Raw genomic sequence first — 21,024 nt, 5'->3', positions numbered from 1 at the left:
CTTCAGAACGGCACCGCTTTCGATTGCCGGGTGAAGTTCATATAACCGACATTGACGCCGAGCCGCCAGCCGACGCCGAGGCGGATCGGGATCAGCACCACGTCGCCGCGGCGCAGATAGGTCGCGGTGAATCCGCCGACGACATAGGCGGCCCCTTCGGCCGAAGGATAGCGGCGGAAAAGGTCATTGGTGTCGAACAGGTTGTAGACGAGCACGAAGCTCTTCGAGCCGTTGGCACCGAGATCGAAGCCGAGCGACGGGCCGGTCCAATAGACCGGCATCTGCCCCTCGACCTTGTGGAACAGCGTGCCCGAGCCGTACCGCACGCCGACCACGATCGCTCCGCCGGCTTCGCGCCCCGCGATATAGGCGTTCGGCCGGCCCTGCTCCTTGAAAATCTTCTCGACCAGCTTGGCGAGGCCTTCGGCGCCGCGGCCGAACACGCCTTCGGCGGCGCTGAGCACGTCATCCTGGGCATAGGTGTTATTGGCAGAGGCATCGGCGGCCTGCGCCCGCGCACCGGCAGGTGGTGCCGCGGCGGCCTCTTCCGACACCGCGCTGGCCGCGGCCTCCGTGGATTGCGCGGCCGCTGGTTGGGCAGCCGGGGCGGGGGCGGCGACCTTCGTGCCATAGTCGGCTTCGCTCGCAGGCACGGGCGCGAGGTCGTTCGCCTGGTTGGGATCGACGGTATGGACCTGCGCCTCGGCAACGCCTGTTCCGCCCAGCGCCAGCATCATCGCCACGCCCAGCATCTTGCCGTAGTTCATCGCACTCTCCGATAACCGCTTTGCCTCGCCACAGGTAAAGCCGCTTTTCCCTGTCGCTGCAATGAACGCATGATGATTATCCGGTTTGGCCATTGAGGCGGTTGATCGTGGCGTACCTGCTCGCTATAGCCCGGCCTCTGCCTTCCCGGAGACGTGGGTGAGTGGCTGAAACCAGCGGTTTGCTAAACCGCCGTACCGGTAATCTGGTACCGAGGGTTCGAATCCCTCCGTCTCCGCCATAAGCCATCGAACAAGTCACATCTTTTGGCCTGCGCACCTGGCTATGCCCACCGTGGTCGCCAGCACGACTGGCGGCTGGCGCCCGCTTATGGCGAAGAGCGTGAAAAAAGGCTTCCACTGCGGCTGGCCGGTCGAACAGCCGCGGCTATATGCATCTCAAGTCCATTCGGGCTAGACTCTACGCGGGCTCAAATACGGATTCGAAACGACCGTTCGGAGGCATTGGATCTGCATATGCTGCGCCGATAGCTACAGTGACGCTCTTGCTCGTCGCATCGCGGTCATCATGCACGCCATGTTGCGCGACGGTACCTTGGATGGAAAGATAGGAAAGGAAGAAAATGGGACTGCTTGAGGGCAAGGTTGCGATCGTCACAGGTGCGGGATCCAACATGGGCGAGGCCGCTGCCGAACTGTTTGTCTCTGAGGGAGCGAAGGTGATCGTCGCTGATCACCACGTTGAGCGGGGCACGGCCGTCGCGGCTCGAATCGGAGCACTCTTCGTGCAGGTCGACGTCTCAAAATCCGCAGAAGTTGATTCACTTGTTCAGACGGCGATCGATAAGTTCGCGAAACTGGACATCATGTTCAACAATGCCGGCATTGCGCGGTTATGCCCGGTCACCGACGTAGGCGACGAGGAATATCAGGCCATTATGGGGGTCAATGTCGGAGGAGTCTTTTTTGGAACCCGCGCGGCGGGCAAGGTCATGCGGCAACAAGGCTCCGGGACGATTATCAATACGGCTTCAACTAACGCAATCCTTGGCGTTCCGGGGATGGCACTTTACTCGGCATCGAAGGCAGCAGTAGTCTCCTTCACCAAAACCGTCGCGGTCGAACTTGCCCCTTTCGGCGTGAGGGTGAATGCAATTTGCCCCGGCTCCGTTCCCTCCCCCATCATCATGGCGGATATGGGCGTAACGACTGAAGATATTGCGGATTTCGACAAAAAATTGCCGATGCGCCGCGTTGGGAAGCCCCAAGAGGTTGCACGTGGTGCGCTATTTCTCGCGAGTGACCAGTCATCTTATGTCACGGGTCACGCGTTGGTCATTGACGGTGGCCTGACAGCTGCTGGCCTGCCCCCCGTCTGAAGATGTGAGCACCGTCGTGCTCGAACCCATGTGGGGACTGCGTGCCGGTGGTGCAGCCGCGCTCCGTTACGTAGCTCAACGCCGGCACCACCACCACGCCAACCATGAACGCGGGGCGCTCGTCGGCAACTGTTGCTGACGCTGTTTATCACAGACGCCATCATCAACCCGAGAGGCCCCGTCGATCCTTAGTGTCGCGCCAGCGCTGAACAATTGGAAATTGCTCTCGCGATGGTCTTCAGGTCTGGTCCAACGCCTTATACCAGGATGCGGTGAGCGCGAAATCTTCATCCCCTCGAGGGGACTCCCTAGATTCCGATCACCACAATCCCGGTATCAGAGCCAAAAACGGATCCTTAGAACATATACTCTACACGAAGGCCGTAAGTGCGTGGCTTGGCGCCATTGAAGGCCAGGCCCCAGGGAGCGTTGGTCTGTCGGTAGTCGACATATGATTTGTTGAACACGTTATTTGCGTAAAAGCCGATACGCATGTGATCCCCGGGGGGGCTCACATAGCCTGATGCATTGACCAGGAAAAGCTGACCCCTACGGTCGTAATTCAATGGGCCGCTTGCGCCAGGATAATATAGGATCGCCGACGTATATTGCGCGATGCCTGAAAGCGAGCCGGTCCACGAAGCGATAGGGAAGTCATAGCTGGCGTTGAAGGATCCCGAGAATTTGGGAGCGTGGGGCGGTGGTGTCCCGGTGATATCGCGCGAGCAAGGGAAGAGGGGTCCCGAAGGGCCCGCCAGCGTGAATTGCGACGGCCGCGTCGGATCGAAGCAAACCAGCGCAGCGTCCCTGAACGGCTTGTAGCGAGCGTGTTGCCAGGCACCGTTGAGGCCCAAAGTCAGACCATCGATTGGGACAATGTGCGCCTCGACTTCGAGACCGTAATTTTCGACGGCGCCCGAATTTCTGGAGGTAGCCACGCTCGTGAGAGGGTCGAGCGTCTGGGATTGCTGGTTCTTGTTCTTGAAATAGAATGCGGCCGCATTCAGACGAACATGATTATTCAGCCAGGATTGCTTGACTCCGATTTCGTGGCTGAAAATCTTTTCGGGTTGCACGGTGGTGATCCCACCACCGAAGCCAGGAAAGAAAGGCCCCGGAAACCCGCCTGCTTTGAAGCCGCGGGTGAAGCTGTAGTAGATATTGGTGGGTCCGTCATTCCATGCCAACACGAAACGCGGCGTGAAGGCACGCTGCGATATCCTGTTGGAGATCGAGAAGGCGGGAATGAAGAAAGGCGAGAAGGCGCGCTGAAGGACGTCGGCGCTGCGCTGCTCATAGGTGTAGCGCCCGCCGACCGTTGCCGTCAGATTATCCGTAACTTGATAATAGCCCTCGACAAATGCAGCGTAAGACTTGGTTGTCGTGCGGTTGTCGGCGCAAAATCCGTCCGCCGTACTCGTGGAGCCGCCAAAGCCCGCTCCTATGAGGCATGCGTTGAAAAATCCCTTGTCGTGCAGGTAGCTCAGTCCAAACAGATAGTTGAACCGGCCGTCCAGTCCGGAGCTTAGCTGAAGGTCTTGGCTGAAGGTCTTGCCGCCGGATTCCGGTACGTTGAACTCGAACAGGATCTGAGGAACAAAGTCCGAGTCGCCGACGCTATCGGTCACCTTCTGATGGCGATATGTCGTGACGCTCGATAGTTCAAAGTCGCCCACTTGGAATTTCATGTTCAAGTTGGCGCCGTAAAATTCATTCTTCATCGGCGATGCCGAAAGGAGGCTCGTATAATCGTGCGGTCCCGGATTGGCGGGCAAACCGGCCGGAAAGAATTGGCAGCCGAAGCAGGTCACGTCGTTGCGCCCCAGCGTGTTGAGCCCCATCCGATTGGAAATGTTGTAATATTGCCCGCCCAGGACGATGTCGACGTTCTCGGGGTTCCAGCGCAATTTGCCCCGCACGTTATAAACACGTCCTCCGCCACGATCCTGACCCGGGAGAGGACCGAAAACATAGTCGCCGTCATGCTTGTAGCCGCCGGTAACGCGGAGGGCCAAATCCTCGCCGAGCGGCATGTTGATCATGGCATTCAGCGAGTAATGGTCGAGGTTGCCAAACTCTCCGCGAACGCGTCCTTCTAGATCCGGCTTGGGATCGGCGCTGTTGATGAGGATGACGCCGCCAGTCGCATTGCGCCCGTAGAGCGAGCCCTGTGGCCCGCGAAGCACCTGAATGTTGCCGATGTCGAAATTATCGAGAACCTCGTTAGTTCCGAGTGTCCGCTCCAGATAAGCGCCGTCTTCGTATATCGCCACGGGCGCTTCGACGCCCACCGAGACGAAGGCTGTTCCGATACCGCGAATATATGGAGCGAAGAAATTCGAATTGGTCGTAAAGCTCGCGCCTGGCGTAATTGCCGCGATATCCTTTATTTCGACAAGTCCGAGACTCTGGACAGCCTCGGCCGTAACCGCGGTTACCGCGATCGGCGTTTTCTGCAGGCTTTCCGACTTGCGCTGAGCGGTAACGATGATCTCGCCTTCCCCAGCCGTTGCGTTGTCAGCGGTCGTCGTAGCCGATCCGGTCGACGCGTCAGCGATGCCCTGCGCATAAGCCGTCGAGGCAAGGCTTGTTGAAGCGAGCAGGCCCACGACGCTCATCGCTGCCGTTGAAATTTTTCCCATTAAACCAATTCCCTGATATACGGCCACTTTTTGGCGCCATTATTATCGAAGCCCCAGCGGAAATGCTCGCTATTTTCGCACAACCGCGGAGCCGACCTGGCCTGTAGGTGGGGAGCAAAGTCAGTGCAACATCAAAGAACGGTCCGGAGAGTTGGACGCTTCGAAGAACCGTCTTTCGAACATTGGCCCTGCCGAGTGCTAGCTTTTCAACCGGTCAGCCTGTGCTCGTAGTTCCGCCCCGGTGGCCCCGCGATTCCAACGAATGTCGGCGTCAGTCTCGAGCGCCTGGAAGCCCGTCCGACGCCATTGCGGGTCTGTATCGCGGCGACAATCTTGGTAAACGGATTATGCGAATCTGAACGCGGGCGGATCAGGTGCAACCATAGGGATGCTGTGAATGAGCATATATGTCGTGTCGGTTCTCGATAAGCAGGACCCGGAAACCTACATGGAATATTCCCGCAGGGCACGTCTGCCGCTGGCCGAAGTCGGAGGCGAAATCGTGGTTTCGTCGGATGCGCCGGTGTTTCTGGAGGGCGGCGAGGAGGCCAACCGGCTGGTCATCCTACGCTTCAACGATGAGGAAGCCTTCGATCGCTGGTGGAATTCGGAGACATATCAGAACGCAATTCCATTCCGCCACAGGTCGGCCAAAACCTTCTTCGTCGCCAAGGTTCCGGGGTTCGAGGGCTGATCGAGGCGGGGCGGCAGTTTCGGCACGCCGATTGAACCAGAACTTTAGGACGGACAGAGCCATGGCCCTGACCATGACAGGAAAAGGCGCAAAATCCGCATGAAAATCGGAATCTCGATCCCGAACAACTGGGGTGTCCCTGATGCGCCGAGCCTGATCGACCTGGCCGTCCAGGCCGAAGAACGCGGGTTCGCCTCGGTGTGGACATCCGAGCATCTCATCAACCTCGATTATGTTCGGGCACGTATTGGCGACGGTGCCTATTATCATCCGCTTGCCATGCTGTCGGCGATCGCATCGCGCACCCATCGGATCGCGCTGGGCACGTCGATCCTAGTCCTGCCGTTCCACAGCCCTTTCGACGTCGCGAAATATGTCGCCACGCTCGACCAGATATCACGTGGTCGCGTCATCCTGGGCGTGGGCGTTGGCAACGTACAACAGGAATTCGAGGTACTGGGTATTCCATGGGAAAAGCGCGGCGCGATCACCGATGAATCGCTTGACGTCATTCGCGCCCTGTGGACGCAGGAAGAAGCCCGGCACAAGGGCGAACACTGGCAATTCGACGGGATACATACCTCGCCCAAGCCCTATCGCGACAGACGGGTGCCGATATGGATAGGCGGCATGAGCAGCGCCGCAGGCAGGCGCGCAGTGCGGATCGGCGATGGCTGGCATCCTACGGCGATCACACCCGAACAGTTGCGGGAACAGGCGGACACGCTTCGCGAACTGGCGCTGGCAAGCGGGCGGGACCCTGGTTCGATCGACATCTGCATGCGGTTCAACGTGGCACTGGATAACGCGGAGATTACCGACCTCGAACTGCGCTCGACGGTCAAGGGCGGCGACATGGCGCGTGCGATCGACATTGCGGGGCAGTTCCGAGAGGCGGGCACTACACACTTCATCTTCGCGCTGAACTCGCATGAACCGGAAGTGCTGACACAGACGGTTGATCGGTTCGCGGAGATGCTGCTGCCGCATTTCCGCTGAGGCCGGCTGCCGATGCCCGAATTACCGGGAATCCGTTACCGGTTCGGTGGACACCGACTTAGCCCTTCCTTGGCTAGCGTGGAATGGGCATGCGGCGCTTGGCCAGATACGCCTCGACTGTTGCTTTGAGGTGGTCACCGCCGTGCAACCCAAGCTTGGTCCGGCGCCACAGGATATCCTCCGCAGTGCACGCCCACTCCTCGTCGATAAGATAATCGATTTCGCATGTGGACAAGCCGTAACCGATGTCGTCGAACCGAGCGGCATCGCCGAATATCCGGTCGATGCGGGTACCATAAGCGCGCGTCATGCGGGTCGCGTTTACCTCGTCGAGAAATGGCCAGCGCGCGCGGACGTTCTTGAGGAATGCCGCGAAGTCGCCGTCGGGTAAATCGCCGCCGGGCAAGGGGACACCGGCGGTCCATGCTTTGGCCATCGGCGGAAGGAACGGCTCAAGCTGTTCGAGCGCGTGCTCGGCCAGGCGCCGATAGGTCGTAATCTTACCGCCGAACGCCGACAGGATCTGCGGCGCCTCTTCGGCCCCCAGCCGCAGGACATAGTCCCGGGTGACTTCCGCGGCTTCTTCGTGGCCGTCGTCGAAAAGCGGGCGGACTCCCGAATAACTCCGCACGACATCCCCCGCGCCGATCTGCCGCTTGAAATAGCGGTTGGCGCTTTTGCACAGATATTCGGTTTCGTCGGGGTCGATCGTCGGGTGCGATGGATCGCCCTCAAACGGCTTGTCGGTTGTGCCGATCAACGTGAAATCGCCCTCGTACGGAATCGCGAAAACAATCCGCAGATCCTCATTCTGAAGGATGTAGGCATGGTCGCCGTCGAACAGCCTTGGCACGATGATATGGCTGCCCTTGACCAACCGCGGCGGCTGTTCGGCGTGCGCCTGAGGTATCTCCTTCAGCACTTTGCCGACCCAAGGGCCGGCGGTGTTGACGATGGCTCGCGCGGAAACCGTGCTTCCGTCGCCCAATGTCGCGACCCAGTGATCGGCCTCGCGACGCGCGCCTTCGAAACTGGTGTGGACACGGATGTCGGCGCCCCGTTCGGCGGCATCCAGCGCGTTCAGCACGACGAGGCGGGCATCGTCGACCCAGCCGTCGGAATAGACGAAGCCGTGGCGGATGGGCTTCAATCCGGCACCCCAGTGGCTATTGTCCAGCCGAACGCTCTTCGACTTGGGCAAGCGCGTGCGGCCACCGATATGATCGTAGAGGAACAGCCCAAGGCGGATGAGCCATGCCGGGCGCATGCCGTCGGCGAGCGGCATCACGAAGCGCATCGGCCGGATCAGATGTGGCGCGACGTCGATCAGTGTCTCGCGCTCGGCCAACGCCTCGCGGACCAGTCGGAACTCGTAATATTCAAGGTAACGCAGCCCGCCGTGGATAAGCTTGGTACTCGACGACGAGGTGTGCGAGGCGAGGTCGTCGCGCTCGACCAACATCACGCTCAACCCGCGACCGGCGGCATCGCGCGCGATGCCTGCACCATTTACCCCGCCACCGATGATGAGCAGATCGATGTCGATCCCTGCCATGCGCGTTTCGTCGTTCATGCGTTCGGCGTCGAGCGGGTTCGGTCGAGCGCCTCCTGCCAGCCCTTCTTCAACATCGTGCGCTGATCGCCTTTCATCATTGGCTTGAATGTCCGATCCTCCTTCCACGCCGCGGCAACATCCTCGGGACCATTCCAGATGCCTATCGCCATGCCCGCAAGAAATGCAGCGCCCGCCGCGGTGGTCTCGATATTCGCGGGACGCGCGACTTCGGTGTCGAGCATGTCGGCCAGAAATTGGCAGAACCAGTCGTTCGCTGCCATCCCGCCGTCGACGCGAATCTGCCGTGTGTGCCGCGTACCGTCGGCGACCATGGCGTCCATCAGGTCGGCAGTCTGATAGGCGACTGATTCGAGTGCGGCGCGGGCGATGTGCGACCCTGTGGCGGCGAACGTCAGGCCAGTGATAGACGCGCGCGCATCGGGATCCCAGTGCGGCGCGCCGAGGCCGACGAATGCGGGCACCATGTAGACGCCGGCATTGCCATCGAGCTTGGTCGCCATGTCGTCGGTATCGCTGGCGCGGTTGATCAGGCCAAGACCGTCACGCAGCCATTTCACGGCCGCCCCTGCAACAAAGATCGAGCCCTCGAGGGCATAGGTGATTTCGCCGCTGAGCTGGTAGGCGATCGTGGTCAGCATGCCGTTCTTGCTGGTGATCGCGTCCTTGCCGGTGTTGAGCAGGACGAAGCAGCCGGTACCATAGGTCGATTTGGCATCGCCGCGCTGGAAACAGGCCTGGCCGATGGCCGCGGCCTGTTGGTCGCCCGCCATGCCGCCGATCGGGATGGCCTTGCCGAGTAGGTCGGACGTGGTCTCGCCGAAGATGGTGCTGTTGTCCTTGACCTCAGGCAGCAGACCTTCGGGGATGTCGAGCATCTTGAGCATGTCCGCATCCCAGGCGCCCTTGTGAATGTCGAACAGCAACGTACGCGCCGCGTTGCTCGCGTCGGTCGCGTGGATCTTTCCGCCGGTCAGCCGCCACAGCAGGAAGCTGTCGATCGTGCCGAAGGCAAGCTCGCCGCGCTTGGCGCGGGCGCGGAGGCCTTCGATTTCGTCGAGCAGCCACTTGAGCTTGGTGCCCGAGAAATAGGGGTCGAGGATAAGCCCGGTGCGCTCGCGGACCAGGGGCTCGTTGCCATCCGCCTTCAGCTGTGCGCACAATTTGGCGGTGCGGCGATCCTGCCAGACGATCGCATTGTGAACCGGATTGCCGGTCCTGCGATCCCACACCACTACCGTTTCACGCTGGTTGGTGATGCCGATAGCAGCGACCTTGCCGCCGTCCGAGGCCGCCGCTTTCTTGAGGGTATCGACGGTGTCGCGCCAGATGTGCTCGGCATCATGCTCGACCCAACCCGATTGGGGATAGTGTTGATCGAGTTCGCGACGCGCCGTTCGCCGGGGCATGGCGTCGGTGCCAAAGGTCATGCTGCGCGTCGATGTCGTGCCCTGGTCTATCGCCAGAATGGTGGTGTCGGCCACGCTTCACTCTCCTTGATCACCGCCCGCCTGCCCGGACTTTCGCGCGGCAGGGCGGCTGTAATCAAGTGTTGTGCGCCGCCGATCACGGCGCGGGACGCGGCAGGCGCTCAGCTCGCCTTCCTTTCAACAGGATGCAGGCTCTCATCGGCCGGTGTCGCGCGCCGACAGGGCTGCGACGCCCGCTGAGTGACCGGATGATCCACTGCGGCAAGTATATTGTAACTAACGCGCCGATAACCAGCCCTGGTAGCCATGCTTTGACCCGTCATCGGTAAATCAGGATCCGCACACCCAACAGGCGGATCAGGATCATGGCAGTGAAAATCGACGACAGGGCCCGGCGCGCGATCGGCAAGGCAATTCGCAACGTCGCGCTGGCGCTCGGCGCCGCACTCACCCTTTCGGCCTGCACCACCACGACGCAGGGCGCCTCCGCGATGCGCGACGGTGGCCTCGTCATGCCGCCGGCGGGATGGATGGACTTCTGCGGACGCAATGCCGATGATCCCTCCTGCAAGGTGGTCCAGCTCGACGAAACCCGTTTGAAGCAGCTCCGGGCGGTCCAGTCGGCCGTGCGCCAGATCCACGCGGTGGACGATCGCAAAGAGTTCGGTCGCGCCGAATATTGGCAGGTTGCCTCGAAGGCGGGCGATTGCGAGGATATAGCTCTCGCCGCCCGTGAAAAGCTGATGGCAATGGGCTGGCCGGCCTCGGCGGTTCGCCTGGCGACCGCGTGGACCGAGCAGCGCGCCTATCACACAGTGCTCACGATCGATGTCGCCCGCGACGGCGCACAGACCACGCTCGTGCTCGACAGCCGTTTCCCGACCGTGATGTCTTGGCAGCGCCTGGAGCAGATCGGCTATCGCTTCCACATCCGCCAAGCGTCGCGGGGCCCGACCTGGGTATCCATCCGGTCCTGAAGCATCGGTAGGCGCAGCGGCGGCGGAAAATGCTCGATGCCACAGGAACGAGGCCGGCATGCCCGCCCCGTTCTTCGTGCGTTCCAGCGGCCGGTTACGTCACTTTGACGGCAATCGTGGCGATGCCCACCCACAGGAGCAGGCTGAGCGGCAACCCGGCCATCAAGCCAGCCAGCGCCTTGTCGGCCCTCGGCCGTATGGCAGATCGATCCAGTCCCATGACATCCTCACGCCCGACGGCACACTGCGGCCATTTCCGGGTCGTTACAAAACCGCGTCAGAGCGATGAAAGTTCCACTCGACGACATTCGGTATGCAGCGAGCAGCTATGGTGGCGCGCATCCGCCCATCGATGTTCGGCATCTTATCGGATGAGATCAGGCGAATTGCAGCGTTGCAATCAGCGCCAGACCGACCACGACGAGCATGCTGGCGGCCATGATCGGCATCCAGCGCAGCCGCCCTCCACCTGAAGGCTCCGCCACATCCCGATGGGTCCGCCACTCTTCCGGAAGTTCGTCCTGACGCGCTCCGCGCCAGCCGCGTCGCGAGCGCACGAGGTCATGGCCGCAATAGCCGCATTCGGAGAAGGCACGATCCTGGTGCCAGTTGACTGCAGTACGGCGGTGATAACCTAGCCTGCACCACCGCCGGGCCTTGGGCCTCGACACCTTCAACAGCCTTGCGCCTGATGAAGTCGTGGCCTGGGCAAAGCTCGCAGAATCCTGTCCCTTTTCACTGCAGGAATAACCGTCGAAATGTGGTTCATAAACATTAGGTCTGACATTTGATGCCCGCCTGAAATCCAGCGCTCACTCGATGGCGATCATATCCGATCCCACTTTTGCCGCAAAGCAGCATATTCGACCCGAGGGCGCAGCCTGCCGAACATTGCGCGCTTTTGGCCGCAGAATGTTAATCTTTTGTTTACGGGTTGGACCGTAGGCCATTGTCAGAGGTGAGACATGGCCCTTCCGAAGTTCAAGACGACCGATATGATCGAGGCGGCACTTCGTGCAGGGCCGCGTCCGACACAGGATGGCGATGGTCCGATCGCTTCGCCCGTCCACGCTCTCCAGCAGCGTGTCGAAAGGCATGTCGTGCTGGTGCCCGGCTATGACGTCAGGCTTTCGGCAACGCGGATATCCCTCTACGTGGTGGCTCCGCTATTGCTGTGGGCCGGCATCTTCAAGGTCGTCGCCTCGCTGGTCTGAGGAGCCGCCATCCTCTACAGCGTTCCCCTGCGATAGCTTCTTCATCGTCAGCGATGAAATAGCGGCCACCGCTAATTCACGTCAGTATCCTTCGGAAAAGTGGCGGTAAAATCTTCATTCGTCAGATCATGTCGATGGAGGAAGAGCCCGTGGAAAGCATTTCGATGGATAAATCGGCCACACTGACTTCTCCGTTCGTCATGCCGACGATGACGGTTGGTCCGCTGGCGACCCAGGTCCAGCGTTTCCTGTCGCTGGAAGCCCAGTATCGCCGACGCTGCTCGCTCAACGTTTCGGCGCCGATCCGGCTTGAACATTGGGAAAGAGCGCGGACTTATCTCGATGCGCCGGCGATAGACGATCTCGCGACGGTGATGAAGGCGCGCGGAGCGCTCTAGGCGGCGGGCGCCGCCAACACTGCGCAGACTATCGCGATGCCGAACGCCGATCCGGTGCGCTTGCTCGGCCGGCGGCGCCGCCACTCTCAAGGGCAGCGATCACAACAGGCAGGAACGCCCTCGTGACGGCCGCAATGCCGAGCGCATTGGGGTGAATGCCGTCGCGAAGGCAGAGCGACGGGTTGGCCAGCACCCCGCTCGGGAAAAACGGCGTCGCGGGAATGCGGTGTTTTGCTGCGAGATCGGCGTACATCGTCGCGTACGCTCGGCCAAACGCTCCCAGGATGGCCGGCGCCTCCATTGTCGCGAGCAACACCGGGATATCGATGCGGATCAGCTCGGCGATGATAGTGTCGAGATTGACGCGGGTGACGGTCAAAGGAATCCCGCGAATGAGGTCGTTTGCGCCGAGTTGGACGATAGCGAGGTCGGGCTTGGCTTTGAGCCGGCCCAGTTCGCGCGGCAGCCGCTTCAGCGCCGCCGTCGTCGTGTCGCCCGATACCCCGGCGTTGGTCACCCTGGCCCCGCGATGTGTGGGCTGAAGCGCGGTTTCCAATTGCGCCGCGAAGCTCTGGAAGGTGGCGAGGCCATAGCCTGCGGTCAGGCTGTCGCCGAGTGCCAGGATGACGGGGGCGCTCATGCGGCCGCCTCCGCGGTGAGAGTAAGCATGTGATCTCCTTGATAGCCCCGATATGGGCATACAGGAGATAAATTCCATAGGTTGCAGTTAGTTACATGGTTTATCGCCGATTTGATCGATCGAGCCGGCGAGCCCAGTCCTGCACCTGGAGCGCGCTTGTCGGGGCCGTCTCTGCGCCCATGCTCTGGCGCATGATTTCGAGGGCCCATCGGTGACGGTCGTCCGAGACCGCCGCGACAGCGTTTTCGGGCACCCAGATCGAGTAATCGCGCATATGGGCATCGGCCGCAGTGAAGAGGATGCAGATGTCGGTGGCGATTCCGCTCAGGATCAGCCGGCTCACCCCCAGCTTCGGCAACAGGACCTGCAGATTGGTGGCATAGAATCCCGAGAATTGCGGCTTGATTATGAAATAGTCCTGCTCGTCGGGCTTGATTAGCTCCGAGACCGGATTGCTATGTTCGAGCGCGCGTTCGATCAGCTTCGAGCGCTCCGAGTGCCACTCGCCGAAATTATCGTTCACGTAGATCGAAGGATAGCCCAGCGATTCGACCTCCTGCTTCAGGTCGACGATGGCTTTGGCAGCGTCATGAGCCTTTGGTCGGAGCGCATCGCCCTCCTGAAAATCGAATGTCGTGATCATGTCGACGATTAGCAGGCCAACCCTGCCACGCTCGCTGTCGCGCTGGGGTGCGGTAGAGCTCTTCTCACCAGCAACGGACATTGCCGTCATCTGCCTCTGGTCAGGATCGCCGCGACGACAGCTATCCGATCCACGTCGCGATAGGGCGGGTTCTCCAATTCCTCGCCGAACACATCCGGGTCGATCTCCCGATACCGCATCGAGCAGCCGTGGTCTGCGGCTATTTCGCTAAGGGCGGTTTGCAAGAGATCGCCGCCGTTGACGATCGCGCTTCCGGTATAGAGGATGAGGCGGCCGCCCGGCGAAAGCCGGCCAAGCGCAGCCGCTGCCATCTCGAGTGCCACTTTGGCACCGTGCATACCGCCGCCGTCGCGATAATCGCGGCCTGCGGAATCGATGATGTAGGGCGGGTTGGCGAGCGCTATATCCAGAAAGCCCGACACGCCGCCGAGATCGGTGGTGGTGACGGTGCGGGCCTGCACGCCCGCGGCGCGCGCGTTGATCCGCGCCAGTCGCAACGCATCGGGATTAATGTCGGTCATCGTCACCCCGAGGTCCAGGCAGAGGCGGGCGGCTGTGATCGCGCCGACGCCGGCGCCGGCGCCCATGTCCACCAGATTCGTCCCTGCCGGATATGGACAGTCGGCGAGCTCAGTCGTGATGAGGTCGGCAAAGCGATAGCTGTCCGGGCCGAAGAAGACAGCATCGTCCGCATCGGTGGGATAGGCGGAATGGAGGAAGAGCGCGCCGCCCAGCGACGACACGCGATAGCGGCTCTTCAGCCGCCCGTTGGACCATGGCTGCAGGGCGTCGGCGGCGACCAGCATATCGGACAGCTCCGTATCCAGCAGAGCGGGCTCGAACGGGAGACTCCAGCCCAGCACATCGGCGAGGTTGCGCGCCTCCTGTCGATCCGGGCGCGCCACCACCCGCGCATGCGTAGCCGGCGTGGGCGTTACGAAGCGATACCCTCGTTTGCCAAGCAGCCGAAGCAAGGCAAGGAGCGCGCCATCTGGATCCTGGCTGGGAGAAGTCGCGGTGCCCGTTTGGATTGATGTGGCCATGCAGAAACAACGCGGTGCCAGGGAAGTGGTTTCTTATCAGTGGCTTGATGATCCATGTTAGAGGGAACAACTGACCCGCCGGGATGATTTTTGCAGCTCGCATGGAGTTGCTAATGAAGCTCGAAATTCCAAATAGTCTCGGTGGTTGGTGGCGCCCGGCTCTTTCTAAGTGTCGCGTCGAGAGCGAAGTTCATCGGTTGACCGACGTTCTTCTTTGCAGACCTTCTCATCTCGCGCCCATCCCATGCTGTTCGGTCACCCAGGAAAGCCTCCGCAATGGTTTCAGGGTTTCCGTCGACGAAGCGCTCGCCCAGCATGCGGCGTTGCAGGCGGCGCTGGAGCGTCATGGCGTGCGTTGCCATCTGCTGCCGCCGGAGGAGCAGCTTCCCGACATGTGCTTCACCCGCGACGCGGTCGTCACCACGCCTTGGGGGCTGATGACGCTTCGCCCGGCAGCCGGGCACCGGCAGGGGGAAGCGGACCACGCGCTGCGCTTCGCGCGCAGCCTGGGTGCGCCGCTCGCCGCGAAGGTCCGGCGAGGGACGGTAGAGGGCGGCGACATCGCCGTGGTTCGTCCGGGGCTGGTGATCGTCGGCTGCTCGGGCGATCGCACCGACGAGGATGGCGCGGAAGCCGTGGCTGAAATCTTCCGGGCACAGCGCTGGGATGTGCTGATCTACCCGTTCGATCCTCACTTTCTTCATCTCGACACGCAGTTCAGCATGGTGGGGCGCAACCTGGCGCTAGCCTGCACCGATGTTCTCGACGATCGCTTCGTCCACCAGCTCGGTGTCTATGGCATCGAACTGATCCCGGTGAAGTATAAGGAGGCGCGGCAGCTCGGCTGCAACGTTCTCGCGCTGGGCAACGATGTCGTCATTTCGTCAGCCGCCAACGCTCGGATCAATACGGAGCTGCGCGATCGTGGCTTCACCGTCGAGGCGCTGCACATCGATCAGTTCACCCAATGCGGTGGTGGAGTCCACTGCCTCACCATGCCGCTGGCGCGGCGGGCATGAGCACGACCCTGGACCAGGCTGATTTTCATTCGCCGGCGATATTGCTGTCCGGCACCGTCGACTATGCGATGTACAAGAGCTTTCGGGACCAGCTCAAGCAAGCGCCGGCCGAGGGTCTGGTCGTGGTGGAACTCTCCACGCTGGGTGGCGATCCGGAGGTCGCGCGGATGATGGGAGAGGATGTCCGTTTCCACAGCGATCTGTCACCCGGGCGACGGTTCGTGTTTCTGGGGAAGGCGGCGATCTACTCGGCAGGCACGACCTTCATGGGCTTCTTCGTACGCGAGAACCGCTATCTGACACGCGGTACGCGGCTGATGATCCATGAGCGCCAGATCGACAAGCAGATCTCGATCAACGGTCCCCTGACGACCAGCCTCGCCACGATCAAGGCCGCCTTGCACGAAGTGGAGAGCTCGATCGCGATCCAGAATGAAGGCTTCGAGAATGTCATCAGGGGTTCGCGGGTCGCCATGGAGCAGGTGCTCGAGAAGGCGCCGTCCAATTGGTACATAGAAGCCAAGGAGGCTGAAGCCCTCGGCTTGATCGAGCGCGTCGTGTGAACACGCTAATCTGGATCATTGGTCTTTGGATATAATCACTTGCCGCTCGCAACCCGTCGCGGCGCCTGGCGTTACGGGACCACATGCCCAGAGGCAGGAGCAATCGACATGGCGGATGACAAGAACAAGCAGGGCGAGGGCGACCGCTCGCGGGTCGCAGAGGGCGAGGACTATGAGTTGGATTATCTGGTGCAGAAATATGGGCTCAGCCGCTCTGATGCTCGCGCACTGGTCGATGAGGTCGGCAATGATCGGGAGAAGCTGGACGCCGCCGTCGCTGCCCGGGACGGTAGCGGAGGGAACGGTGCATCGGCTTCGCGCGGTGCACCCGAGGCACGCAGGGCCGCCCCCCGCAAACCCGCAAGCGGGGACAGGCGGCCCAGGGCGGACGCGGGGCGGAGTAAGCGCGCAGTCCCGGCACAAGCGCCCGCGCTCGCAACGCGTATGGGTAAGCTGCCGGAGCAGCTAGCCGAAGCCGCCACCTCCGCGCAGGAGCAGCTCGGTGACGTGGCGGAAAAGGCCAACAGGGCAGTGAAGCGCAGCGCCGCATCCGCTGGTCGCAAGGTTGCCGCGGCGCCGAGGGCAGCTCGGAACACGGTTGCCACCGCCGCGCGGCGCGCCAAGGGGGCGGTCAAGCCCCGGACTGCGGCGGTCGTCGGAGCAGCGGCAGCGGGTCTCGCCGCCGGCATTGCCATCACCCTGAGCCGCAAGGCGGTGGTGCAGGCGCCGAGCCTTCTCGCCGGTGATTGGCTGGAAGCCTTGAAGGCCGAGCACGCGCTCGCGCTCGGCATCCTCGACAGGCTCCAGGCGACGAAGGACACCCAGTCGAGCAAGCGCAGCACGCTTCTGGCGCAGCTCAAGCGTGCGCTGAGCAAGCATGCCTTCACCGAGGAAAATGTGATTTATCCGGCGATACGAGATCGCACGAAGAAGGCGGATGCCGACAAGCTCAACCACGATCATGGCTATGTGAAGCAATATCTCTACGATCTGGGGAGGATGCCGAAGGTGGCACCTGAGTTCCTCAGCAAGGTCGCGGCTTTTCGCGGTGACCTCGAGGAGCATATCCGGCTGGAGGAAAGCCGGATTTTCCCGGCGCTCCGCTCCGCATTAAACGATGAGGAGAATGCTGCCTTGACCACTCAGGCCAACAAGGAGGGTTTCAAGCTTGCCTAGCGGCGATCATTCCAAAACTCGGGCGGAAGGGGCGCTCAGCCCATCCGCCATCAAGACCCTCGGTTACGTCGTTTCCTCCGTGAGCGTCGCTCTTCTCGGTCTGGTTTCATGGAAAACGGCATCGAAAGAACCGCTGATGTCCGCGTGCCTGATCGCAGGCATGCTGGCATCGGTGGTCGGCATGCTGTTGCGCTGGATATCCTACCAGCGCGAATGAAGCTGTCGAATTGGCACCGAAATGCCGAGGACATCAAGGGGCGTGGTGCAGGGTACCGGTGCCTGGCGCAGGCGGGGCATTGGGCGCGGGCTTTTTGAATGGCTCGTCGCCCAGCGCGGCGTGCACCATCGCTTCCCAAACCGAAGCATCGCCAACTGCGGCCATGGCTGAGTCGGGCTCGCGCAGTGTCTTGAGCACGGCGATCGCATCGTCGATATAGTCGCGCCACGCTGCATCGACCGCGTCGCCCGCTGATGGATATGTGCCATTGGCATTGGCGCTCAGGCGCTGACCGCACAGCACGCGCGCAACCCGCTCCAACGCATTGCCTTCGGATACCGGCATATCTGCCCTCCCTGCTGTTGACACAGCGATATACCGTGCCATCTCACCGAGACCAACTGCCTAAATAGTGGTTCGGCTCCCTGTCTGCCGCACCATGCCGGCAAAAATCGTCACGCCGTAAGACCCGCCCGCTCGCCTGCCGCGCTCCTTCGATGGCTCGCATCTAACTTATGTCATCCAAGGTGTTGAAAATACGGAATAATGAAACGACACCGGCTGCCAGTAGTTCACGCCGTGGCGGCATCGGGTCTGCCTTCCGGCGAGGAGCGGGCGGTCATGCATATCCACCATCTCAACTGCGGTACCGATTGCCCGCTAGGCGGCGCGCTGTTCGATGGCAGGAGCAAGGGGATGACCGGCCGACTGGTCTGTCACTGCCTCCTGATCGAGACAGACGCCCATGGCCTCGTGCTGGTCGACACGGGCTATGGTCTGCGCGACGTGCATCACCCGCATGCCGGGCCGCAGCCGCGCATCACCCGAACCATGCGAACCATGCTCAACATTCAACTCCACGAGCACGAGACTGCGATCCGGCAGATCCAGGCCTTGGGCTTCGATCCGCGAGACGTGCGCCATATTCTCCTCACCCATCTCGACTTCGATCATGCCGGAGGGTTGGAGGATTTTCCGCAGGCCACCATCCATCTGATGGACGCCGAATTTTCGGCCGCCACCGGGCCGCGCCGTGGCTTCGTGTCGCGAAACCGCTACCGACCGGCCCAATGGAACGAGGTGCGAGGCTGGCGCCGTTACGGCGCGCAGGGCGAACAATGGTTCGGCTTCGCGGCGGTGCGCGATCTGGAGGGGCTACCACCTGAGATATTGATGGTGCCATTGCCGGGACACACATGGGGCCATGCCGGCATTGCCGTCCGCTTAAAGAACCGCTGGCTGCTCCACGCCGGCGACGCTTATTTCTATCGGGGTGAGATGCGCGCCGCGCAGCGGCGGTGCACGCTGGGGCTGCGCGGTTACCAGCGAATGATGGAAGTGGATCGCAGGGCGCGGCTGGGAAATCAGGAGCGGGTACGACGCCTCTCGATCGAGCGGCAATCCGAGTTGAGTGTGATCTGCGCACATGATCGCGTCGAGTTCGAGCAGTGCGTGGCCGGCTATCCACTCTGATCGCTCGGCCCGTCTCGACGCAGGCTCGGTTAAGCCGAAAACGAGCGGGAGGTGGTCTTCGAGACCGCGGGCCTCGCAGCCAAAACCCGCCTAACTCGTTGATCCGTAACACTCGAAGGAGGCCACCCCATGAGCACCGATACTGATGTCTCGACGTTGAACAGCCTGATCAAGACGACCCTCGACAGCGTCAAGGGCTTCGAGGAAGCGGCGGAAAACGTCGATGCAACCCGCTTCTCCTCTCAGTTCCGCGAGTTCGCCCAGGAACGCCGCCAGGTCGTTACCAGCCTCCAGGCCGAAGTACGCCGGCTTGGCGGGAATCCCGAGGACGACAGCAGTTTTCTCGCGGCCGCACACCGTACGTTCATGAACCTCAAGGACGCGGTGACCGGTCGCGACGACAAGGCGGTCGTTAACGAGGTGGAACGCGGCGAGGACTATATCAAGGAGAAATACCAGGCCGCACTGCGGGACACCGACGTGTCGCCGCAAGTTCGCCAGGTAATAGAACAGGCCTATGAGTCGGTTCGGCGTGGTCATGATCGCGCGAGCCAGCTCAAGCATAGTCTGCAAGGCCAAGGCAGCTACTGAAGCCTTGTACTATCCTCTCACCCCGGCCTGAGGGCCGGGGTTTTATTTTCCGGCGCGCAGGGCCCGATCGTTCGGCCCGATGCTAATCGCGCGTTCATGCAGAGCATGTTAAGAGAGGCAACTTCCTCTCTTCGGAATATTGACAATGCGCCTCATCACATCGCTCATCGCGGCGGTGGCACTCGCATCGGGTGCTTCGGCCGCAACTTCGACGATCCAGCAGCGCGCCGATGCCCGGATGGCCAAGCTGCTCGAAGGCCGAGTCGCCGGAAAGCCCGTGGACTGCATCGGTCTGCGTTCGATCAAGTCGACGGAGATCGTCGACGGGACCGCCATCGTTTACCGTGGCCTCGGCGATACGATCTATGTGAACCAGACCGACGATCCCCGCGGTCTCGACCGTGACGATATCCTGGTCAGCAAGCCCTGGGGTTCGCATATGTGCAATCTCGATCTGGTTCGGCTGCTCGACAGCAGCACTCGTTTCACGCGTGGGACGGTGTCACTTCGCAAGTTCATCCCCTACACCAGGGTAACGCACCGAGGCTGACGAATGAGGCGATCCGCCATGGTCGCCTTCGACGGAGACATGATGAACATTAATGCTGGCCGGCTGCTGCTCGGTCTTGCCGCCGCCGCGCTGGCGGCGGCGCCATCGTTCGCCTTCGGCATTTCCAGCTCGCATAGCCGCCCGGATCGACGCAGCCAGGAGTATCTGCTGAGCTGGGGACTCAGCCAAATCGACGTGGATCGAGCGTATCGGAAGGGCGATGCGGGCCGCGGCGTCACCGTGGCGATGATCGATACGGGGCTGGAGGGAGCCTCGCGCGGTATGTTCGCGCAGCTTTCACCGGCGTCGCTGGATCTGGTCCGCAACCGCAGCTTGGGCGATCTCGGCGCCAGCCATGGCCGGCAGACCGCCTCGATACTCGCTGCGGCGCGAGATGGGGCCGCCACGATGGGTGTCGCCTATGAAGCGACCCTCCTCGCCATTCGCGCTGACATCGACGGCTCGTGCCAAACTATGTGCGCGATGACTGGCACCGATGTCGCGCGCGGCATCGACTATGCCGTGGCGCAGGGCGCGCGGGTGATCGGCTTGCCGCTGTCGTCGAACACGCCGCTCCCCTCTATTGAGCCGGCGCTCCAACGCGCCGTCCGTGCGGGCGTGCTCATCGTTGCAGCAGCCGGCAATGAGGGCAGGGACGAACCGACCTGGCCCGCCCGCTATGCCGCCGACCCGCGCTTCGAAGGATCGATCCTGGTGGCCGGCGCGAGCACGCCGCGTCGCCGGCTAGCGCCTTGGTCGAACAAAGCCGGCAGCACCGCGCATCGCTATCTCATAGCCCCGGGCGAGAACCTGTTCGTCGATTGCGACCGCCGGACCTGCCGCGCCGTATCCGGCACGTCTTTTTCGGTGAGCTATGTGGCCGGTGCTGCGGCCCTGCTGATTGGCCGCCATCCGGAACTCAGCGGCAGCGAGGCGGCTTCGTTGCTGCTTTCCGGAGCCGACGGCGGGGATCGGCCGCTGGCATCCAGCGGCCGCGGCGCGCTTGACGTAAGCCGGGCGATCAAGCTGGCGGACAAGTTCGGCTGAAGTGGCGGCC

Annotated in this window: 25 protein-coding genes and 1 tRNA gene; 15 read left to right on the top strand and 11 right to left on the bottom strand. The window is 62.0% G+C overall.

Going from position 1 to position 21,024, the window contains the following annotated elements; genetic code table 11:
* Positions 1 to 2: 2 nt before the first annotated feature.
* Positions 3 to 767: a DUF1134 domain-containing protein gene (locus AAC645_RS09945; RefSeq protein ID WP_340315664.1), complete on the bottom strand. Its 765-nt coding sequence runs from the start codon at positions 765 to 767 to the stop codon at positions 3 to 5.
* 147 nt (positions 768 to 914) lie between these two features.
* Here AAC645_RS09945 and AAC645_RS09940 point away from each other — a divergent pair.
* Together AAC645_RS09940 and AAC645_RS09935 are read left to right on the top strand one after the other, a co-directional pair.
* Positions 915 to 1,006, top strand: a tRNA-Ser gene (locus AAC645_RS09940).
* 342 nt (positions 1,007 to 1,348) lie between these two features.
* Positions 1,349 to 2,104 carry an SDR family NAD(P)-dependent oxidoreductase gene (locus AAC645_RS09935; protein WP_340315662.1) on the top strand — a complete coding sequence of 252 codons (756 nt, stop codon included), beginning with the start codon at positions 1,349 to 1,351 and terminating at the stop codon, positions 2,102 to 2,104.
* 356 nt (positions 2,105 to 2,460) lie between these two features.
* Here AAC645_RS09935 and AAC645_RS09930 read toward each other — a convergent pair whose 3' ends face one another.
* Complete coding sequence (locus AAC645_RS09930) at positions 2,461 to 4,746, bottom strand: TonB-dependent receptor (RefSeq protein ID WP_340315660.1); 2,286 nt, start codon at positions 4,744 to 4,746, stop codon at positions 2,461 to 2,463.
* Positions 4,747 to 5,143: 397 nt separating this feature from the next.
* Here AAC645_RS09930 and AAC645_RS09925 point away from each other — a divergent pair, with 397 nt between their 5' ends.
* Both AAC645_RS09925 and AAC645_RS09920 read left to right on the top strand, forming a co-directional pair.
* The gene (locus tag AAC645_RS09925; protein ID WP_340315658.1) at positions 5,144 to 5,440 is read left to right on the top strand and encodes a DUF1330 domain-containing protein; all 297 of its coding nucleotides are present in this window, start codon (positions 5,144 to 5,146) and stop codon (positions 5,438 to 5,440) included.
* Between the two features lie 99 nt (positions 5,441 to 5,539).
* Entirely contained in the window at positions 5,540 to 6,439 is a 900-nt protein-coding gene (locus AAC645_RS09920; protein WP_340315656.1) for an LLM class flavin-dependent oxidoreductase, read from the top strand.
* Between the two features lie 73 nt (positions 6,440 to 6,512).
* Here AAC645_RS09920 and glpD read toward each other — a convergent pair whose 3' ends face one another.
* On the bottom strand, positions 6,513 to 7,994 hold the full coding sequence (gene glpD, locus AAC645_RS09915; RefSeq protein WP_340315654.1) for a glycerol-3-phosphate dehydrogenase: 1,482 nt from the start codon (positions 7,992 to 7,994) through the stop codon (positions 6,513 to 6,515).
* Between the two features lie 14 nt (positions 7,995 to 8,008).
* Positions 8,009 to 9,496, bottom strand: coding sequence for a glycerol kinase GlpK (gene glpK / locus AAC645_RS09910; protein WP_340315652.1), 1,488 nt, complete (start codon positions 9,494 to 9,496; stop codon positions 8,009 to 8,011).
* A 311-nt stretch (positions 9,497 to 9,807) separates the two neighbouring features.
* On the opposite strand from glpK, the gene AAC645_RS09905 reads away from it, so the two are divergent.
* Entirely contained in the window at positions 9,808 to 10,419 is a 612-nt protein-coding gene (locus AAC645_RS09905; RefSeq protein WP_340315650.1) for a transglutaminase-like cysteine peptidase, read from the top strand.
* 94 nt (positions 10,420 to 10,513) lie between these two features.
* Here AAC645_RS09905 and AAC645_RS09900 read toward each other — a convergent pair whose 3' ends face one another.
* Complete coding sequence (locus AAC645_RS09900) at positions 10,514 to 10,639, bottom strand: hypothetical protein (RefSeq protein WP_340315649.1); 126 nt, start codon at positions 10,637 to 10,639, stop codon at positions 10,514 to 10,516.
* A gap of 157 nt (positions 10,640 to 10,796) precedes the next feature.
* Entirely contained in the window at positions 10,797 to 11,090 is a 294-nt protein-coding gene (locus tag AAC645_RS09895) for a hypothetical protein (protein WP_340315648.1), read from the bottom strand.
* A gap of 294 nt (positions 11,091 to 11,384) precedes the next feature.
* Here AAC645_RS09895 and AAC645_RS09890 point away from each other — a divergent pair, with 294 nt between their 5' ends.
* Both AAC645_RS09890 and AAC645_RS09885 read left to right on the top strand, forming a co-directional pair.
* A complete protein-coding gene (locus AAC645_RS09890; RefSeq protein ID WP_340315647.1) occupies positions 11,385 to 11,633 on the top strand; it encodes a hypothetical protein in 249 nt (82 codons plus the stop codon).
* A 164-nt stretch (positions 11,634 to 11,797) separates the two neighbouring features.
* The gene (locus AAC645_RS09885; RefSeq protein ID WP_340315646.1) at positions 11,798 to 12,031 is read left to right on the top strand and encodes a hypothetical protein; all 234 of its coding nucleotides are present in this window, start codon (positions 11,798 to 11,800) and stop codon (positions 12,029 to 12,031) included.
* Between the two features lie 28 nt (positions 12,032 to 12,059).
* On the opposite strand, the gene AAC645_RS09880 is transcribed toward AAC645_RS09885, so the two are convergent.
* From AAC645_RS09880 to AAC645_RS09865, 4 genes are all read right to left on the bottom strand, one after another.
* Positions 12,060 to 12,671: an arylesterase gene (locus tag AAC645_RS09880; RefSeq protein WP_340315644.1), complete on the bottom strand. Its 612-nt coding sequence runs from the start codon at positions 12,669 to 12,671 to the stop codon at positions 12,060 to 12,062.
* Positions 12,672 to 12,771: 100 nt separating this feature from the next.
* Positions 12,772 to 13,395 (bottom strand): cysteine hydrolase family protein, encoded by a 624-nt coding sequence (locus AAC645_RS09875; protein WP_340315642.1) that lies wholly within the window; start codon positions 13,393 to 13,395, stop codon positions 12,772 to 12,774.
* A 5-nt stretch (positions 13,396 to 13,400) separates the two neighbouring features.
* On the bottom strand, positions 13,401 to 14,378 hold the full coding sequence (locus AAC645_RS09870; protein ID WP_340315641.1) for a class I SAM-dependent methyltransferase: 978 nt from the start codon (positions 14,376 to 14,378) through the stop codon (positions 13,401 to 13,403).
* Positions 14,379 to 14,488: 110 nt separating this feature from the next.
* Positions 14,489 to 14,740: a hypothetical protein gene (locus AAC645_RS09865; RefSeq protein WP_340315640.1), complete on the bottom strand. Its 252-nt coding sequence runs from the start codon at positions 14,738 to 14,740 to the stop codon at positions 14,489 to 14,491.
* Here AAC645_RS09865 and AAC645_RS09860 point away from each other — a divergent pair.
* The 4 genes from AAC645_RS09860 to AAC645_RS09845 all read left to right on the top strand — a co-directional run bounded on the left by AAC645_RS09860 (position 14,729) and on the right by AAC645_RS09845 (position 17,353).
* Positions 14,729 to 15,397, top strand: a complete 669-nt coding sequence (locus tag AAC645_RS09860) for a dimethylarginine dimethylaminohydrolase family protein (protein ID WP_340315638.1) — start codon at positions 14,729 to 14,731, stop codon at positions 15,395 to 15,397. The two genes, AAC645_RS09865 and AAC645_RS09860, sit on opposite strands and share 12 nt — an antisense overlap.
* Positions 15,394 to 15,960, top strand: a complete 567-nt coding sequence (locus AAC645_RS09855; protein ID WP_340315636.1) for a peptidase S14 — start codon at positions 15,394 to 15,396, stop codon at positions 15,958 to 15,960. The genes AAC645_RS09860 and AAC645_RS09855 overlap by 4 nt, the downstream gene beginning before the upstream one ends.
* 108 nt (positions 15,961 to 16,068) lie before the next feature.
* Positions 16,069 to 17,136, top strand: coding sequence for a hemerythrin domain-containing protein (locus AAC645_RS09850; RefSeq protein ID WP_340315634.1), 1,068 nt, complete (start codon positions 16,069 to 16,071; stop codon positions 17,134 to 17,136).
* Positions 17,129 to 17,353 (top strand): hypothetical protein, encoded by a 225-nt coding sequence (locus AAC645_RS09845; RefSeq protein ID WP_340315633.1) that lies wholly within the window; start codon positions 17,129 to 17,131, stop codon positions 17,351 to 17,353. The genes AAC645_RS09850 and AAC645_RS09845 overlap by 8 nt, the downstream gene beginning before the upstream one ends.
* A gap of 33 nt (positions 17,354 to 17,386) precedes the next feature.
* Here AAC645_RS09845 and AAC645_RS09840 read toward each other — a convergent pair whose 3' ends face one another.
* Positions 17,387 to 17,698 (bottom strand): hypothetical protein, encoded by a 312-nt coding sequence (locus AAC645_RS09840; RefSeq protein WP_340315632.1) that lies wholly within the window; start codon positions 17,696 to 17,698, stop codon positions 17,387 to 17,389.
* Positions 17,699 to 17,899: 201 nt separating this feature from the next.
* Here AAC645_RS09840 and AAC645_RS09835 point away from each other — a divergent pair, with 201 nt between their 5' ends.
* The 4 genes from AAC645_RS09835 to AAC645_RS09820 all read left to right on the top strand — a co-directional run bounded on the left by AAC645_RS09835 (position 17,900) and on the right by AAC645_RS09820 (position 21,014).
* Positions 17,900 to 18,826 carry an MBL fold metallo-hydrolase gene (locus AAC645_RS09835; protein WP_340315631.1) on the top strand — a complete coding sequence of 309 codons (927 nt, stop codon included), beginning with the start codon at positions 17,900 to 17,902 and terminating at the stop codon, positions 18,824 to 18,826.
* Between the two features lie 129 nt (positions 18,827 to 18,955).
* On the top strand, positions 18,956 to 19,417 hold the full coding sequence (locus tag AAC645_RS09830; RefSeq protein WP_340315630.1) for a ferritin-like domain-containing protein: 462 nt from the start codon (positions 18,956 to 18,958) through the stop codon (positions 19,415 to 19,417).
* Between the two features lie 145 nt (positions 19,418 to 19,562).
* Complete coding sequence (locus AAC645_RS09825) at positions 19,563 to 19,967, top strand: hypothetical protein (RefSeq protein WP_340315629.1); 405 nt, start codon at positions 19,563 to 19,565, stop codon at positions 19,965 to 19,967.
* A gap of 18 nt (positions 19,968 to 19,985) precedes the next feature.
* Positions 19,986 to 21,014 carry a S8 family peptidase gene (locus AAC645_RS09820; protein ID WP_340315628.1) on the top strand — a complete coding sequence of 343 codons (1,029 nt, stop codon included), beginning with the start codon at positions 19,986 to 19,988 and terminating at the stop codon, positions 21,012 to 21,014.
* The last annotated feature ends 10 nt before the right edge of the window (positions 21,015 to 21,024 follow it).

The organism is Rhizorhabdus argentea (assembly GCF_037861105.1).
Lineage (GTDB): Bacteria > Pseudomonadota > Alphaproteobacteria > Sphingomonadales > Sphingomonadaceae > Rhizorhabdus > Rhizorhabdus argentea.
Note: the sequence above shows the minus strand (reverse complement) of the source record. Positions and strands in the feature narration are given on the sequence as shown.

Bases quoted from the DNA above. Each gene is read 5' to 3' on its own strand.
- AAC645_RS09945 (WP_340315664.1), bottom strand. From the start codon at position 767: ATGAACTACGGCAAGATGCTGGGCGTGGCGATGATGCTGGCGCTGGGC.
- AAC645_RS09935 (WP_340315662.1), top strand. From the start codon at position 1,349: ATGGGACTGCTTGAGGGCAAGGTTGCGATCGTCACAGGTGCGGGATCC.
- AAC645_RS09930 (WP_340315660.1), bottom strand. From the start codon at position 4,746: ATGGGAAAAATTTCAACGGCAGCGATGAGCGTCGTGGGCCTGCTCGCT.
- AAC645_RS09925 (WP_340315658.1), top strand. From the start codon at position 5,144: ATGAGCATATATGTCGTGTCGGTTCTCGATAAGCAGGACCCGGAAACC.
- AAC645_RS09920 (WP_340315656.1), top strand. From the start codon at position 5,540: ATGAAAATCGGAATCTCGATCCCGAACAACTGGGGTGTCCCTGATGCG.
- glpD (WP_340315654.1), bottom strand. From the start codon at position 7,994: ATGGCAGGGATCGACATCGATCTGCTCATCATCGGTGGCGGGGTAAAT.
- AAC645_RS09905 (WP_340315650.1), top strand. From the start codon at position 9,808: ATGGCAGTGAAAATCGACGACAGGGCCCGGCGCGCGATCGGCAAGGCA.
- AAC645_RS09900 (WP_340315649.1), bottom strand. From the start codon at position 10,639: ATGGGACTGGATCGATCTGCCATACGGCCGAGGGCCGACAAGGCGCTG.
- AAC645_RS09890 (WP_340315647.1), top strand. From the start codon at position 11,385: ATGGCCCTTCCGAAGTTCAAGACGACCGATATGATCGAGGCGGCACTT.
- AAC645_RS09885 (WP_340315646.1), top strand. From the start codon at position 11,798: ATGGATAAATCGGCCACACTGACTTCTCCGTTCGTCATGCCGACGATG.
- AAC645_RS09880 (WP_340315644.1), bottom strand. From the start codon at position 12,671: ATGAGCGCCCCCGTCATCCTGGCACTCGGCGACAGCCTGACCGCAGGC.
- AAC645_RS09875 (WP_340315642.1), bottom strand. From the start codon at position 13,395: ATGTCCGTTGCTGGTGAGAAGAGCTCTACCGCACCCCAGCGCGACAGC.
- AAC645_RS09870 (WP_340315641.1), bottom strand. From the start codon at position 14,378: ATGGCCACATCAATCCAAACGGGCACCGCGACTTCTCCCAGCCAGGAT.
- AAC645_RS09865 (WP_340315640.1), bottom strand. From the start codon at position 14,740: ATGGCAACGCACGCCATGACGCTCCAGCGCCGCCTGCAACGCCGCATG.
- AAC645_RS09855 (WP_340315636.1), top strand. From the start codon at position 15,394: ATGAGCACGACCCTGGACCAGGCTGATTTTCATTCGCCGGCGATATTG.
- AAC645_RS09850 (WP_340315634.1), top strand. From the start codon at position 16,069: ATGGCGGATGACAAGAACAAGCAGGGCGAGGGCGACCGCTCGCGGGTC.
- AAC645_RS09840 (WP_340315632.1), bottom strand. From the start codon at position 17,698: ATGCCGGTATCCGAAGGCAATGCGTTGGAGCGGGTTGCGCGCGTGCTG.
- AAC645_RS09835 (WP_340315631.1), top strand. From the start codon at position 17,900: ATGAAACGACACCGGCTGCCAGTAGTTCACGCCGTGGCGGCATCGGGT.
- AAC645_RS09830 (WP_340315630.1), top strand. From the start codon at position 18,956: ATGAGCACCGATACTGATGTCTCGACGTTGAACAGCCTGATCAAGACG.
- AAC645_RS09825 (WP_340315629.1), top strand. From the start codon at position 19,563: ATGCGCCTCATCACATCGCTCATCGCGGCGGTGGCACTCGCATCGGGT.
- AAC645_RS09820 (WP_340315628.1), top strand. From the start codon at position 19,986: ATGGTCGCCTTCGACGGAGACATGATGAACATTAATGCTGGCCGGCTG.